Raw genomic sequence first — 13912 nt, 5'->3', positions numbered from 1 at the left:
CGGCAGGTTGGAGGCGGGGCCGCGCTACTGCGACTCCGCCTGCGACCTCACGCGCAGCACCACATCCGTGATCGCGGCGGAAACGGCGTCTGGCCGGTCCCGTTGGACGAAATGACCCGCATCCTCCACCACGGCCCAGCGCCCGTTCGCCGAGCGTTCAGCCAGACGACGGTGCCCGTCATGCCAGTGCTCGGCGTGGGCGCGGGTGCGCTCCGGGTTCCGCCACCCGCTGGACGGCGGCGTCCCGGCGCTCAGGACCACCAATGGAAGGTCCTCCCGCAGGCGCCCGAGGTCCTCCGCCTGTCGCTGCGAAATGCTGAGGTCCTCGTCGCGGGAGAAGAAGTTCACCGATTGCGAATGCTCGGCTTCGTACCAGGCTGGGCCGGTGACCGCGTACAATAGATATCGGGTCTCGCCCGGCGGCAGGTCGTCCGCCACCGGGAAGCAGCGGTGCGTTTGCAGATTTTCGTGGGTCAACTCGCCGGCACGGCCCAGGCGGGCGCAATCGAGCAGGCTCTGTTCTCCCCGCTCGATGTTAGGAAGGTCGGTCCTGACGTCTTCGGCTGTGCGCCATAGCTCCTGCCCGGCGAAGCCAGGATCGACCAGCACAAGGCCGGCGACCTCGTCCGGAAAGCGGCTCGCATGGACCGTGGCGTAGAAGCCGCCGATCGAATGGCCCACCAGGACCACGGGTCCTTTGATTTCAGCTGCCGCCAAGAGCGCGTGGAGGTCATCTGTCACGCTCAACGCGGTCACCGGAGAGGCTGGAGGATCGCTGTAGCCGAAGCCGGCCCGGTCGTAGAAGCAGGTGCGGGTTAGCGCTGAAATCTCGGGTTCGACCCATTTCCAGTTGGCGATATTGCCCTCGCCGCCCTGTTCGAAAAGCACGACCGGCGAGCCCTCTCCCAGGCAGAATACGTTCAGCTTGCGCCCCTCGTCGATATCCACGAGGCTGGGTTCCTGCAGGCGACGGTCAAGCGAGGCCGGGGGCGACTGCACGGCGCTCGAAAGTAGCAACAGGCCGAACAACAGCGAAGTCATGGCGCTCTCCCGGGGCGATACGCCGAGACTGACGATCACCGCCGAGCCTGGTCAAGTTCAGGGCGAGGCTCGACCGCCTTTCGTTCCGCGCTGCACCACCGCCTGTAATTCGCCGCTCTCTTCCGGCATAAGCCGCGCTCAGGCAGCGAGCGACCGCGTCGCGAGCGGTAGCGCAGCAAGAGTCCGATGAAGTTCCTCGACCAGGCCAAGATCTACATCCGCTCCGGCAACGGCGGCGGGGGCTCCGTCTCCTTCCGGCGCGAGAAGTTCATCCCGCACGGCGGGCCGGACGGCGGCGACGGCGGCAAGGGCGGCGACGTCTGGATCACCGCGGTCGAGGGGCTGAACACCCTGATCGACTACCGCTACCAGCAGCACTTCAAGGCCCAGACCGGCCACCACGGGCAGGGCCGGCAGATGCACGGCGCCAAGGGCGAGGACGTGATCCTCAAGGTCCCGGTCGGCACCCAGGTGCTGGACGAGGACAAGGAGACGGTGCTGCTGGACATGGACGTCGCCGGCAAGACCGAGATGCTGCTGCGCGGCGGCAACGGCGGCTGGGGCAACGTCCGCTTCAAGGGCCCGCAGAACCAGGCGCCGACCCACGCCAACCCAGGTCAGGAGGGGCAGGAGCGCTGGATCTGGCTGCGCCTCAAACTCATTGCCGATGTCGGCCTGGCGGGCCTGCCCAACGCCGGCAAGTCGACCTTCCTCGCCGCCGCCTCGGCGGCGCGGCCGAAGATCGGCGACTATCCGTTCACTACCCTGACGCCCAACCTCGGCATGGTCGACCTGTCGCCGACGGAGCGCTTCGTCATCGCCGACATCCCCGGCCTGATCGAGGGCGCCCACGAGGGCGCCGGTATCGGCACCCGCTTCCTCGGCCACGTCGAGCGTTCCGGCTGCCTGATCCACCTCATCGACGGGACCCAGGAGGACGTGGCGCAGGCCTACCGCATCATCCGCCACGAGCTGGAGGCCTACGGCGCCGGTCTGGCGGAGAAGCCGGAAGTGCTGGCGCTCAACAAGATCGACGCCCTGACCCCCGAACTGCGCGAGGAGAAGGCGGCCGAGCTGGAGGCCGTCGCCGGCAAGCGCCCGTATCTGGTCTCCGGCGTGTCGGGCGAGGGCGTGCCCGAACTGCTCCGTGCCGCCTGGACCGAGGTCCGCCGCCAGCGCGGCGAGGCGGCGCCGGTCGAGGGCGAGGAGGAGGTGGTCGAGACCCCGGGCGGCTGGACGCCCTAGGGGAACGCATCCCGCCCCCCGCTCCTTTCCTCAGGAAAGGAGCCACGCCATGACCGACCAGAAGCCGATCCAGACCGAGGGGCGCGACGAGAACGGGGCGATTCCGCTCGGACGGCCGGACGCCTCCACCTCCGACGCGGCGGTCAAGCGCAACGCCGAGCGCGAGCTGGAGACGGCGGGGCCGGACGGGCCGGACGCCACGGAGGTCGGCGACACCTTCAAGCGCCAGCCCGGCTGATCGGCCGCGACAGCGCCGCTTCGCCATGTTAGGGCGCTGCTGAGCATAAGCCCTCGCGAGCGCGCCTTGCCCTTCTTCCACGCCGGTCCCGCGCCCCGCGCCTTCGGCCCCCGCCGCGGGGGTCTGCGCGACGGGCTGGACCTGCAGCCGGGGATGCGGGTCGGCCTGTTCGGCGGCTCCTTCAATCCGGCCCACGACGGCCACGCCCACGTCGCCGAGACGGCGATGCGACGGCTGGATCTCGACCGGGTCGTCTGGCTGGTCTCGCCGCAGAACCCGCTGAAGGACGCGCGGCACACGGCGCCGCTGGCCGAGCGGATGGCCTCGGCGGAGCGGGCAGCGCGGCAGGCGGCGCACGGCCCCGCCATGATCGTCTCCGACGTGGAGATGCGGCTGGGGACCTGCTGGACCGTCGACACGCTGCGCGCCCTGGTCGCCCGCCACCCGGGGGTGCGCTTCGTCTGGCTGATGGGCTCCGACAATCTGGCCAGCTTCCACCGCTGGCGGGGCTGGACCGACATCATGCGGCTGATGCCGGTGGCGGTGATCGCGCGGCCGGGGTCGCTGCTGGAAAGCCGCACAGCTCCGGCGGCCGAGCGCTTCGCCCGGGCCCGCCTGCCCGATCACCGGGCGCGGATGCTGCCCGACATGGAGGCGCCGGCCTGGACCTGGCTGTCGGCGCCGCTCAATCCACGCTCGTCGACGGCCCTGCGCGCGGCCGCCGCGGCCGGGAACCGGTGACGCGCCGGGCGGTTCGTGCTAGGCTGCCTCTTTACGTAACCTCTCCGGAGCCCTCCGCTGACCCCCTCGCCCGCGCACGATGCGCAAGACGCCGCCGTCTCGAACACGGCGCACGAGATGGACCCGATCCCGCCCATCCGCCCCGAAGACGGTCCGCAGGCTCCCCTCCCGGTCGGCTCGACCGACCTCGAACAGGCCATCCTCTCCAAGCTGGACGACGACAAGGCGCAGGACATCGTCCTGATCGACCTGCGCGGCAAGAGCCCGATGTCGGACGCCATGATCGTGGCCTCGGGCCGGTCGCACCGCCACGTCGGCGCCCTGGCCGACCACCTGCAGCGCCTGTTCAAGGAGCTCGGCCTCGGCAAGATCAAGGTCGAGGGACTGCCGCACTGCGACTGGGTGCTGCTGGACGCGGGGGACGTCATTGTCCACCTGTTCCGGCCGGAAGTCCGCGCCTTCTACAACATCGAGAAGATCTGGTCGGTCGACAGCGGCCACCGCGGCGCCGCCCGCGCCTCCTGATCGCCTGACGCCGTGAAGCTGGGGATCATCGCCATCGGCAAGCCGGGGCGGGGCCCCGAGGCGCAGCTGGCCGCCGACTGGGCGGAGCGCGCCACCCTGTCGGGTCGGGCCCTCGGCCTGGGGCCGCTGGAGCTCATCGACCTGGAGCCGCGCAAGCCCGGCAAGGCCCCCGAGGCCGAGCTGATCCTCAAGGCCGCCGAGGGCGCCCATCTGATCGCCTGCGACGAGCGCGGCCGGACGTATTCCAGCCGCGCCTTCGCCGACCACATCGCCGGCCTGCGCGACCGCGGCGAGCGGCGGCTGGTGTTCGCCATCGGCGGGGCCGACGGACTGGACGACAGCGTCCGCGCGGCCGCCGCCTCGACCCTCGCCTTCGGCCCCCAGACCTGGCCGCACGCCCTCGCCCGCGCCATGCTGGCCGAACAGCTGTACCGGGCCGTGACCATCCTCGCCGGTTCGCCCTATCATCGCGACTGATGCGCCCGCTCCTGCTCGCCGCCGCCGCCCTCACCGCCGCCGTCCCGGTGGCCGCCGCGCCGCAGCCGGCGGGCGAGACGGCGCGGCTGCAGGCCGAGTTCCGCGACGAACGCGCCCGCGCCCGCAGCCTGCGGGCCGAGGCCGCCGAGGCCGGCGCGGAGATCGCGGCTCTCGAACGCGACCTGTCGCGACTGCGCGCGCAGATCGACGCCGACGACGGCCGCCTCGCAGCCCAGCGGGCGCGCTTGCGGGAGCTCGGCCAACGCGAGTCGGCGCTGGTGGCGCGGCTGGCGCAGGCGCGCGGACGACAGGCGCGGCTGCTCTCGGCCCTCCAGACCCTCAGTCGCCAGCCGCCACCGCCCTTGCTGGTTCCGGCGGACCGGGCGGTCGATACCGTGCGGGCCAGCATCCTGATGCGCGCCATGGCTCCCGAGCTGCAGGCGCGGGCGGATGCGCTCGCCGGCCAGCAGGCGGAACTGGTCCGCATCCGCCGCCTCGCCGCCCTGAACAGCGAGCAGCTGTTCACCACCGAGAGCGCCCGCGGCGACCGGCGGGCCGAGATCGAACGCCTGGCCGCGCGCAAGGCGTCGCTGCAGGCGGTGCTGCGGGCCGAGGCGCGCGAGGCCGAACGGGCGGCGGCGGCGCTGGAGGCGCGCCTGCGGCAGATCGGCGCGAGCATTCCCGCCGAAGGCGAGGCGCCGGCGTCGGTCGCGCGCCTGCCGGCGGGGCGTTCCAGCCTGACCTCGCCCGTGGCCGGGCCGCCGTCCGAGCGCGGACCCGCCGCCTGGCGCTGGCGGGGCGACGGGCTGGAGGCCCGCGCGCCGGCGAACGGCCGGGTGGCGTGGACCGGCCCCCTGTCCGGCTGGGGGCAGGTGGTCATCCTCGACCTCGGTCCCGGCTGGCGCGGGGTGATCGCGGGTCTGGACGAGGTCTCGGTCGAGAGCGGCGCGCGGGTGACGGACGGCCAGATCCTCGGCCGCGCCGGCGCCGGCGGCGAGATCGCCTTTGAACTGCGCCGCGAGGAGCGCCCCGTCGATCCGGCGCCGTGGCTGCGCTGAGCGGCGCGCGGCGGGCGATTCCGCTTCCAATCCCCGGATGACGCTGATTTTATCGGGCGAACGCCGGCGCGCCACGAATTCGGACCGCGAACCTCCTACATGGGAGAACCGGCCGGCTCCCGGCCCGAGAGAAGAAGACGAATGCGCAAGCTGCTGATGATCGGCGCCGCCGCCGCCACCGTGGTCGGACTGGGCGCCGCCACCGCCGTGGGACAGACCCCGCGGAACGAGGCCTTCCGGATGATCGGCCTGTTCGGCGACGTCCTCGGCATCGTCGAGCAGGCCTACGTCGTGCCGGTCGACGACAAGAAGCTGATCGAGGCGGCGCTGCAGGGCATGATGGGCGCGCTGGACCCGCACTCGAACTACCTGCCGCCGACGGACTACGGCGAACTGCGCGAGCGCACCGAGGGGCAGTATTCGGGCGTCGGCCTGACCATCACCTCGGAAGGCGGGCTGGTGAAGATCATCTCGCCCATGGACGACGGCCCCGCCGCCCGGGCCGGGGTCCAGGCGGGCGACGTCATCTCGGCGATCGACGGCCAGAGCGCCTCGGGCCTCACCGTCAGCCAGGTCTCGGAAAAGCTGCGCGGCGCGATCGGCACCTCGGTCACGGTCACCTTCCTGCGCGACGGCGAGGAGCCGCGCGAGGTCGTCCTGACCCGCGAGGTCATCAAGATCGAATCCGTCTCGGGCCGGGTGGAAGGCGAGTTCGGCTACCTGCGCGTCTCGACCTTCAACGAGAACACCGGCCGCGAGCTGGGCGAGACGATCGCACGGCTGAAGCAGGAGAACCCCGCCATCAGGGGCTGGGTGCTGGACCTGCGCAACAACGGCGGCGGCCTGCTGGACGCGGCCATCGCCGTGTCCGACGCCTTCCTCGAGCGGGGCGAGGTGGTCAGCCAACGCGGCCGCAAGCCCGAGCAGATCATGCGCTATTCGGCCCGGGCGGGGGATCTCACCGACGGCGCGCCGGTGGTGGTGCTGATCAACTACGGCTCGGCCTCGGCCTCCGAGATCGTCGCCGGCGCGCTGAAGGACCACGAGCGCGCCACCATCGTCGGCCTGACCAGCTTCGGGAAGGGCTCGGTGCAGACGGTGATCCCGCTGCGAGGCGGCGCCGACGGGGCCCTGTCGATCACCACGGCCCGCTACTACACGCCCTCGGGCCGTTCGATCCAGAAGATCGGCATCGAGCCGGACCTCGAGGTCGCCCGCTCGGCGGCCGAGGCGCGCATCGTCTCGCGCTCCAGCTTCATCTATTCCGAGGCCGCCTACGCCACCGCCCTGGACTCCTCGATCGGCGAGGAGCGCAAGGGCGCCCATACCCCGCAAGAGGCGCCGGGCGAGGACTACGACAAGGACAAGGACTACCAGCTGGAGCGGGCCTTCGACGTGCTGCGGGCCGGCGGGAACCTGACCCAGCTGGCCGCCGCGCCCGAAGGCATCGTGGTCACCCCGCCCGCCACGGCCATGGCCGACAACGGCGCCGAAGCGACGCCGGAGAACTGATAAGGCATGGCTAACGCCCCGTTAGGCTTTCTTAACCGGGGTTGGGCAAGGTGAGCGTCGAAGGGGTCCGCCCACGCGGCCCCGCCTTCGAGCGTCCACACGGTCCATGTTCGCAAAGCGCCAGTCCGTTCTCGCCGCCACCGCCGGAACGCCGCCGGCCCGGATCGCCCTGCGCGACCGGCTGGCCCGCGTCGGCCGTTTCGTGAAGAAGCCCCCCGTCGCCGTCGCCGGGGCCGGCCTGCTGCTCCTCGCGGCCGCCGGCCTGTTCGTCACGGTCCTCGGAGATCCGCGCGCCGGAGCGCCTTCCGCCCGGGTCGCGCTGGAGCGCCATGCGCCGGCGCCTGCGCCCACACCCACCGGCCTCGAGGCCTTCTCCATGGACGCCGGCGGCGTCTACGCCGACCTGACCGGCGAGAGCGATCCGGCCCTGCTGGGCGAGGCCGTCATCACCCTGCCCGACGGGGCGACGGTGTCCGGAGACGGCGCCCCGGTGACCGCGCCGCGGGTCGCCGCGCGGCCGCTGACGGCCGCTCCCATCGCCGGCCTGCACCAGCCCGGACCCGACGGTCCGCTGCCGCGCATCGCCCCCGACGGCCGGGTCCCGGCCCAGGCCTACGCCCGCCCGTTCCAGTCCAACGGCAAGCCGCGCGTAGCCCTGATCGTCGGCGGCCTGGGTCTGAACCCGACCACCACCCGCGCCGCCATCGAACGCCTGCCGGCCGAGGTGACGCTCAGCTTCGTCCCCTACGCCGAGGGCCTGCAGGGCTGGATCGACCTCGCCCGCGCCCAGGGCCACGAGGTGATGATCGAGATTCCGATGGAGCCGACCGGCTACCCCGCCAACGACCCCGGCCCCTACACCCTGCTGGCTTCGGCCGAACCGGCCGAGATCGAGGCGAAGCTGAACTGGCTGCTCAGCCGCGCCACCGGCTACTTCGGCGTCACCAACTATCTGGGCGACCGCTTCGCCGGCTCTGAGGCGGGCATGACCGCCTTCACCGGGCTTCTGCGGCAGCGGGGCGTCGCCTTCCTCGACGACGGCTCGATGAGCCGCAGCCGGGGCGCCTGGGCCCGGGCCAGCGCCAACCGCATCATCGACGAGCAGCAGTCGCCCGCCGCCATCGTCGGCCAGCTCAACGCGCTGGAGGCGCTGGCCAAGGCGCGCGGCCAGGCCATGGGCTCAGGCTTCAGCTATCCGGTGACGGTCGAGGCGGTCGCCCGCTGGGCCGCCGGCCTCGACGCCCGCGGCCTGCAACTGGCGCCGGCCTCGGCCATGGCGAACCGGCCGGGAAGATAGGTTCTAGGTGCTAGGGGCTAGGTGCTAGGGGAAAGACGCGTTGTGCCCGGCGTCTCACGCTCTCTTGCTCCCCAGTCCCTGGAACCTAGCACCTAGCACCTAGCCCCTCCATGACCGACTTCCCCCACCATCGCCCCAACGTCGGCGTCGTGCTGTTCCATCCGGACGGGCGGGTCTGGTACGGGCGGCGGGCGGGGACGCCCGAGCCGCACTGCTGGCAGTTTCCGCAAGGCGGCGTCGACGAGGGCGAGGATTACGAGGCCGCGGCCCGGCGCGAGCTGGCCGAGGAGACCGGCGTCGTCTCCGCCGAGCCGCTGGCCGAGATCCAGCAGTGGATCGCCTACGACTTCCCCGCCGACTACGGCGGCACGAAGCAGGCCCGGGGGTGGCAGGGCCAGAAGCAGAAATGGTTCGCCTTCCGCTTCACCGGCGAGGAGTCCGAGATCGACCTGGAGCAGCACGCCGAGATCGAGTTCGACGCCTGGCGCTGGGGCCGCCTCGACGAGGCGCCGGACCTCATCGTGCCGTTCAAGCGCAAGGCCTACGAACAGGTCGTGGCCGCCTTCGCGCCGCTGGTGGTGTAGCTGCCCTTTCTCCCGTCGGAAGAAGGAAAGCCGTCACGCCGCCTTGCACCCGCCGGGCTTCACCACCCGCGTCGTCGACGCCGGATATTTCGCCATCAGCCGCGCCGGCCGGATCGGCCGCGCCACGAAGTTCCCGCCGCAGTTGGGGCAGACGCCCTTCAGCGTCCCTTCGGCGCAGGCCGCGCAGAAGGTGCATTCGAAGGTGCAGATCCGGGCGTCCGGGCTGTCGAACGGCAGGTCGCGGTCGCAGCACTCGCAGTTGGGACGGAGCTCGAGCATGGGAAGCCTCATTCCTCCCCCTCGTGGGGGAGGGGGACCATGCGAAGCATGGTGGAGGGGGTGCGGCCGGACAAGCGCCCTCAGTGCGCCTCTCCGCCCGGCGCCAGCCGGAACAGCACCAGCCCGGCCAGCACCAGCAGGGCCGCCAGCACGCGCAGCGGGCTCAGGTGCTCGCCGAGGAATATCACGCCGACGATGAAGGCGCCCACAGCCCCGATGCCGGTCCACACCACATAGGCGGTGCCCATCGGCAGGCTCTTCATGGCCAGCGACAGCAGGGCGAAGCTGACGCCCATGAAGGCCAGCGTCGCCACGCTGGGCCAAAGGCGGGTGAAGCCCGCCGACTGCTTCATGAAATAGGCCCAGACGATTTCCAGCAGTCCGGCGATGATCAGATAGGTCCAGGCCACGCGCGGCCCTCCTCGCAAAGGGCCGGGCCGTCCCGGACTTGGCCCGCGCAGCGGGGCGAGGACGTGGCCTCGTCTTTCCGGGGCTATCTAGGGCCTCGCGCGGGAGGGTCAAGCGGGGCCATCGGCAGGAAAAAGGCCGGCGAAGCTGCTGCTCCGCCGGCCCTGATCTTTAGCGACCCTGTCGGGATCAGGCCGCCGCGACTTCCGAGGCCTGTTCGGCCAGGATGGTCAGGCCGGCCGGGGTGACGTCGGCGAAGCCGCCGTGCACCTCGAACCGGCGGCGCGAGCCGCCGTCGATGACCGTGACCACGCCTTCGCGCAGGGCGGTCATGAACGGCGCGTGGTCGGCCAGGACGCCGAAGTCGCCCTCGACGCCCGGCGCGTCGACCTGGTCCACGAGGCCCGAGTAGACCTCGCGTTCCGGCGACACCAGCGAGAAGCTCAGCTTGCCGGCCATGCTTACGCCGCCTCGGCCAGCTTCTGGGCCTTCTCTACGGCTTCCTCGATGGCGCCGACCATGTAGAAGGCCGCCTCCGGCAGGTGGTCGTATTCGCCGGCGACGATGCCCTTGAACGAGCGGATGGTGTCTTCCAGCGAGACGAACTTGCCCGGCGAGTTGGTGAACTGCTCGGCCACGAAGAACGGCTGCGACAGGAAGCGCTGGATCTTGCGGGCGCGCGACACGATCAGCTTGTCGTCTTCCGACAGCTCGTCCATGCCGAGGATGGCGATGATGTCCTTCAGCGCCTTGTACTGCTGCAGCACTTCCTGGACCGAACGGGCGACGCGATAGTGCTCCTCGCCGATGACCAGCGGGTCCATGATCCGCGAGGTCGAGTCCAGCGGGTCCACGGCCGGGAAGATGGCCTGGGCGGCGATGTCGCGGCTCAGCACGGTGGTGGCGTCGAGGTGGGCGAACGAGGCGGCGGGCGCCGGGTCGGTCAGGTCGTCGGCGGGCACGTAGATGGCCTGGACCGAGGTGATCGAGCCCTTCTTGGTCGAGGTGATGCGCTCCTGCAGGTTGCCCATCTCGGTGGCCAGGGTCGGCTGATAGCCCACCGCCGAGGGGATGCGACCCAGCAGCGCCGACACTTCCGAACCCGCTTGGGTGAAGCGGAAGATGTTGTCGACGAACAGCAGCACGTCCTTGCCTTCCTCGTCGCGGAAGTACTCGGCCTGGGCCAGGCCGGTCAGGGCGACGCGGGCGCGGGCGCCCGGCGGCTCGTTCATCTGGCCGTAGACGAGGGCGCACTTGGAGCCTTCGGTCGAGCCGTTGTTCTTGGTCGGGTCCACGTTCACGTTGGACTCGATCATCTCGTGGTACAGGTCGTTGCCCTCGCGGGTGCGCTCGCCCACGCCGGCCAGGACCGAGTAGCCGCCGTACGCCTTGGCGATGTTGTTGATCAGCTCCTGCATGGTCACGGTCTTGCCGACGCCGGCGCCGCCGAACAGGCCGATCTTGCCGCCCTTGGTGTAGGGGCACATCAGGTCGATGACCTTGATGCCGGTGACGAGGATTTCCGACGAGGTCGACTGCTCCTCGAACGACGGGGCGTCGCGGTGGATCGGACGATACATCGTCGTCTTGATCGGGCCCTGCTCGTCGATCGGCGCGCCGACCACGTTCATGATGCGACCCAAGGTGCCCGGGCCGACCGGGGCGAGGATCGACTGGCCGGTGTCGGTCACCGGCTGGCCGCGGGTCAGGCCCTCGGTGGTGTCCATGGCGATGGTGCGGACCATGTTCTCGCCGAGGTGCTGGGCGACTTCCAGCACCAGGGTGAAGGGCTCGCCCGTCTTCTGGTCGACGTTCTCGGTCTCCAGCGCCGACAGGATGGCCGGCAGGTGGCCCTCGAACTCGACGTCGACGACGGCGCCGATGACCTGGGCGATGCGGCCGGTGGCGACGGCGGCCGTCGGCTTGGCCGAAGCGGTCGCGGCGGCCTTCGGAGCCTTGGGGGCGGCGGGCTTGCGGGCCGCGGTTTTCTTCGGGGCGGTGGTGTCGGTCATCGGTTCATTCCGTTCGGAAGGTCGTGTCTGTGCGGGGTCGGATCAGAGCGCTTCCGCGCCGGCGATGATCTCGATCAGTTCGGTGGTGATCTGGGCCTGGCGCTTGCGGTTGTACTGCAGGGTCAGGCTGTTGATCAGGTCGCCCGCGTTGCGCGTGGCGTTGTCCATGGCGCCCATCTGGGCCCCGAAGAAGCTGGCCTGGTTCTCGTACAGGGCGGCCAGGATCTGGGTGGTGATGTTGCGCGGCAGCAGGGTCTCGAGGATCTCTTCCTCGGACGGCTCGTAGTCGTAGACCGCGCCGTTCAGGTCGATCGGCGGGGCGTCGCCGTCGACCACCGCGGGGATCAGCTGCTTCGGCGTCGGCACCTGCGAGATGACCGACTGGAAGCGGCTGTAGAACAGGGTCACAACGTCGGCGTTGCCGGCCTCGAACTCCTCGGCGATCAGCTGCGCCACCGGCTCGGCGGCGGGCAGGCCGATGGTCTTGTGCTCCGACATCTCGAAGGTGCGCACGATGCGGTCGCCGTAGATGCGCGCCAGGCCGTCGCGGACCTTGCGGCCCACGGCGACAATGCGGACGTCCTTGCCGTCGTCGAGCAGGCCCTTGATGCGCTCGCGCGCGGCCCGGATGACGTTGGTGTTGAAGCCGCCCGCCAGACCCTTGTCGCCGGTGGCGACGACGATCAGGTGCTTCTGGTCGCGGCCGGTGCCGGCCAGCAGCTTCGGCGCGCCGTCGCCGGAGACGCCGGCCGCCAGGTTGGCGATCACGGCCGCCATCTTGCGGGCGTAGGGACGCGCGCTCTCGGCCTGCTCCTGGGCGCGCTTCAGCTTGGCCGCGGCGACCATGTTCAGGGCTTTCGTGATCTTCTGCGTGGACTTCACGCTTCCGATCCGATTGCGCATTTCCTTGAGGCTGGCCATCCGGCGCTACTCTCTCGCTATCCGGTCCGGTCTCAGGCGAACGTCTTGACGAAGGCGTCCAGCACCGACTTCAGCTCGGTCTCCAGCTCCGGCGTCAGGTCCTTCTTCGTCCGGATGCCTTCCAGCAGGCCCGGGTTCGAGGACTTGATGCGGGCCAGCAGCTCGCTTTCGAAGCGGCCGATGTCGCCGACCGCGATGCCGTCGAGGTAGCCGCGGGTGCCGGCGTAGACCGACACGACCTGCTCTTCCATGGTCAGCGGGCTGTACTGCGGCTGCTTCAGCAGCTCCGTCAGGCGGGCGCCGCGGGCCAGCAGCTTCTGGGTCGAGGCGTCGAGGTCCGAACCGAACTTGGCGAAGGCGGCCATCTCCCGGTACTGGGCCAGCTCGCCCTTGATGGTGCCGGCGACCTTCTTCATCGCCTTGGTCTGGGCCGAGGAGCCCACCCGCGACACCGAGATGCCGACGTTCACGGCCGGGCGGATGCCCTGGTAGAACAGGTCGGACTCGAGGAAGATCTGGCCGTCGGTGATCGAGATCACATTGGTCGGGATGTAGGCCGACACGTCGTTGGCCTGGGTCTCGATCAGCGGCAGGGCGGTCAGCGAACCCGAGCCGTAGTCGGCGCTCAGCTTGGCCGAGCGCTCCAGCAGGCGGCTGTGCAGATAGAAGACATCGCCCGGATAGGCTTCGCGGCCCGGCGGGCGGCGCAGCAGCAGGGACATCTGGCGATAGGCCACGGCCTGCTTCGACAGGTCGTCATAGACGATCAGGCCGTGCATGCCGTTGTCGCGGAAGAACTCGCCCATGGCGGTGCCGGCGAACGGGGCCAGGAACTGCAGCGGGGCCGGCTCCGAGGCGGTGGCGGCGACGACGATGGTGTATTCCAGCGCGCCCGACTCCTCGAGCGTCTTGACGATCTGGGCCACGGTCGAGCGCTTCTGCCCGATGGCCACGTAGATGCAGTACAGCTTGGCGGACTCGTCGTCGGTGGCGTTGACCGACTTCTGGTTCAGGATGGTGTCGATGGCGACGGCGGTCTTGCCGACCTGACGGTCGCCGATGATCAGCTCGCGCTGGCCGCGGCCGATCGGGATCAGGGTGTCGATCGCCTTCAGGCCGGTCTGCATCGGCTCGTGCACCGACTTGCGGGGGATGATGCCCGGGGCCTTCACGTCCACGCGGCGGCGCTCGGTGAACTGGATCGGGCCCTTGCCGTCGATCGGCTCGCCCAGCGGGTTGACGACCCGGCCCAGCAGGCCCTTGCCGACCGGCACGTCCACGATCTCGCCGAGGCGGCGGACTTCATCGCCTTCCGAGATGGCGGCGTCCGAGCCGAAGATCACCGCGCCGACGTTGTCGCGCTCGAGGTTCAGGGCCATGCCCTTCACGCCGGCCTTCGGGAACTCGATCATCTCGCCGGCCTGGACGTTGTCGAGGCCGTGGATGCGGGCGATGCCGTCGCCGACCGACAGCACCTGGCCGACGTCCGAGACGTCGGCTTCCACGCCGAAGTTGGCGATCTGCGACTTGAGGATGGCCGAGATTTCGGCGGCGCGGATGTCCATGGGATCTCT

At 70.7% G+C, this 13912-nt stretch carries 16 protein-coding genes; 9 read left to right on the top strand and 7 right to left on the bottom strand.

The features are described 5' to 3' along the window. Positions 1–24: 24 nt before the first annotated feature. Positions 25–1041 (bottom strand): alpha/beta fold hydrolase, encoded by a 1017-nt coding sequence (locus tag BM333_RS03270; protein ID WP_092307226.1) that lies wholly within the window; start codon positions 1039–1041, stop codon positions 25–27. A gap of 186 nt (positions 1042–1227) precedes the next feature. On the opposite strand from BM333_RS03270, the gene obgE reads away from it, so the two are divergent. The 9 genes from obgE (at position 1228) to BM333_RS03225 (ending at position 8718) form a co-directional block, all read left to right on the top strand. Next, the gene (gene obgE / locus BM333_RS03265) at positions 1228–2286 is read left to right on the top strand and encodes a GTPase ObgE (RefSeq protein WP_092307224.1); all 1059 of its coding nucleotides are present in this window, start codon (positions 1228–1230) and stop codon (positions 2284–2286) included. 49 nt (positions 2287–2335) lie between these two features. Beyond that, positions 2336–2524 (top strand): hypothetical protein, encoded by a 189-nt coding sequence (locus BM333_RS03260; RefSeq protein ID WP_092307222.1) that lies wholly within the window; start codon positions 2336–2338, stop codon positions 2522–2524. Between the two features lie 66 nt (positions 2525–2590). After that, positions 2591–3265 (top strand): nicotinate-nucleotide adenylyltransferase, encoded by a 675-nt coding sequence (locus BM333_RS03255; protein WP_092307220.1) that lies wholly within the window; start codon positions 2591–2593, stop codon positions 3263–3265. 117 nt (positions 3266–3382) lie between these two features. Beyond that, positions 3383–3790, top strand: coding sequence for a ribosome silencing factor (gene rsfS, locus BM333_RS03250; RefSeq protein ID WP_177221782.1), 408 nt, complete (start codon positions 3383–3385; stop codon positions 3788–3790). Positions 3791–3802: 12 nt separating this feature from the next. Then, entirely contained in the window at positions 3803–4267 is a 465-nt protein-coding gene (gene rlmH / locus BM333_RS03245) for a 23S rRNA (pseudouridine(1915)-N(3))-methyltransferase RlmH (RefSeq protein WP_092307218.1), read from the top strand. Further along, a complete protein-coding gene (locus tag BM333_RS03240) occupies positions 4267–5325 on the top strand; it encodes a murein hydrolase activator EnvC family protein (RefSeq protein ID WP_092307216.1) in 1059 nt (352 codons plus the stop codon). Before rlmH ends, BM333_RS03240 begins: the two co-directional genes overlap by 1 nt. Positions 5326–5466: 141 nt before the next feature. Beyond that, on the top strand, positions 5467–6837 hold the full coding sequence (locus BM333_RS03235; RefSeq protein ID WP_092307214.1) for a S41 family peptidase: 1371 nt from the start codon (positions 5467–5469) through the stop codon (positions 6835–6837). A 106-nt stretch (positions 6838–6943) separates the two neighbouring features. Next, positions 6944–8134, top strand: coding sequence for a divergent polysaccharide deacetylase family protein (locus BM333_RS03230; protein ID WP_092307212.1), 1191 nt, complete (start codon positions 6944–6946; stop codon positions 8132–8134). A gap of 110 nt (positions 8135–8244) precedes the next feature. Beyond that, positions 8245–8718 carry an RNA pyrophosphohydrolase gene (locus BM333_RS03225; protein ID WP_092307210.1) on the top strand — a complete coding sequence of 158 codons (474 nt, stop codon included), beginning with the start codon at positions 8245–8247 and terminating at the stop codon, positions 8716–8718. A gap of 33 nt (positions 8719–8751) precedes the next feature. Here the strand turns inward: BM333_RS03225 and BM333_RS03220 are convergent, their stop codons facing one another. The 6 genes from BM333_RS03220 to atpA form a co-directional block, all read right to left on the bottom strand. Continuing rightward, positions 8752–8997 carry a DUF1272 domain-containing protein gene (locus BM333_RS03220; protein ID WP_092307208.1) on the bottom strand — a complete coding sequence of 82 codons (246 nt, stop codon included), beginning with the start codon at positions 8995–8997 and terminating at the stop codon, positions 8752–8754. Positions 8998–9077: 80 nt separating this feature from the next. Then, entirely contained in the window at positions 9078–9407 is a 330-nt protein-coding gene (locus BM333_RS03215; RefSeq protein WP_092307206.1) for a DMT family transporter, read from the bottom strand. A gap of 187 nt (positions 9408–9594) precedes the next feature. After that, positions 9595–9864 (bottom strand): ATP synthase F1 subunit epsilon, encoded by a 270-nt coding sequence (locus BM333_RS03210; RefSeq protein ID WP_092307204.1) that lies wholly within the window; start codon positions 9862–9864, stop codon positions 9595–9597. A 2-nt stretch (positions 9865–9866) separates the two neighbouring features. Continuing rightward, a complete protein-coding gene (atpD, locus tag BM333_RS03205) occupies positions 9867–11417 on the bottom strand; it encodes a F0F1 ATP synthase subunit beta (protein WP_092307202.1) in 1551 nt (516 codons plus the stop codon). 42 nt (positions 11418–11459) lie between these two features. Further along, positions 11460–12338, bottom strand: a complete 879-nt coding sequence (locus BM333_RS03200; RefSeq protein WP_092307200.1) for a F0F1 ATP synthase subunit gamma — start codon at positions 12336–12338, stop codon at positions 11460–11462. 32 nt (positions 12339–12370) lie between these two features. Continuing rightward, on the bottom strand, positions 12371–13903 hold the full coding sequence (gene atpA, locus BM333_RS03195) for a F0F1 ATP synthase subunit alpha (RefSeq protein WP_092307198.1): 1533 nt from the start codon (positions 13901–13903) through the stop codon (positions 12371–12373). Positions 13904–13912: the final 9 nt, after the last annotated feature.

Origin of the sequence: Brevundimonas viscosa, assembly GCF_900116065.1 — a bacterium.
Taxonomy (GTDB): Bacteria; Pseudomonadota; Alphaproteobacteria; order Caulobacterales; family Caulobacteraceae; genus Brevundimonas; species Brevundimonas viscosa.
The sequence above is the reverse complement of the archived record's forward strand: the minus strand, read 5'-3'. Positions and strand labels throughout refer to the sequence as shown.

Coding starts and splice junctions, on each gene's coding strand:
- BM333_RS03270 (WP_092307226.1), bottom strand. CDS start 1,041: ATGACTTCGCTGTTGTTCGGCCTGTTGCTACTTTCGAGCGCCGTGCAG.
- obgE (WP_092307224.1), top strand. CDS start 1,228: ATGAAGTTCCTCGACCAGGCCAAGATCTACATCCGCTCCGGCAACGGC.
- BM333_RS03260 (WP_092307222.1), top strand. CDS start 2,336: ATGACCGACCAGAAGCCGATCCAGACCGAGGGGCGCGACGAGAACGGG.
- rsfS (WP_177221782.1), top strand. CDS start 3,383: ATGGACCCGATCCCGCCCATCCGCCCCGAAGACGGTCCGCAGGCTCCC.
- BM333_RS03240 (WP_092307216.1), top strand. CDS start 4,267: ATGCGCCCGCTCCTGCTCGCCGCCGCCGCCCTCACCGCCGCCGTCCCG.
- BM333_RS03235 (WP_092307214.1), top strand. CDS start 5,467: ATGCGCAAGCTGCTGATGATCGGCGCCGCCGCCGCCACCGTGGTCGGA.
- BM333_RS03230 (WP_092307212.1), top strand. CDS start 6,944: ATGTTCGCAAAGCGCCAGTCCGTTCTCGCCGCCACCGCCGGAACGCCG.
- BM333_RS03225 (WP_092307210.1), top strand. CDS start 8,245: ATGACCGACTTCCCCCACCATCGCCCCAACGTCGGCGTCGTGCTGTTC.
- BM333_RS03220 (WP_092307208.1), bottom strand. CDS start 8,997: ATGCTCGAGCTCCGTCCCAACTGCGAGTGCTGCGACCGCGACCTGCCG.
- BM333_RS03210 (WP_092307204.1), bottom strand. CDS start 9,864: ATGGCCGGCAAGCTGAGCTTCTCGCTGGTGTCGCCGGAACGCGAGGTC.
- atpD (WP_092307202.1), bottom strand. CDS start 11,417: ATGACCGACACCACCGCCCCGAAGAAAACCGCGGCCCGCAAGCCCGCC.
- BM333_RS03200 (WP_092307200.1), bottom strand. CDS start 12,338: ATGGCCAGCCTCAAGGAAATGCGCAATCGGATCGGAAGCGTGAAGTCC.
- atpA (WP_092307198.1), bottom strand. CDS start 13,903: ATGGACATCCGCGCCGCCGAAATCTCGGCCATCCTCAAGTCGCAGATC.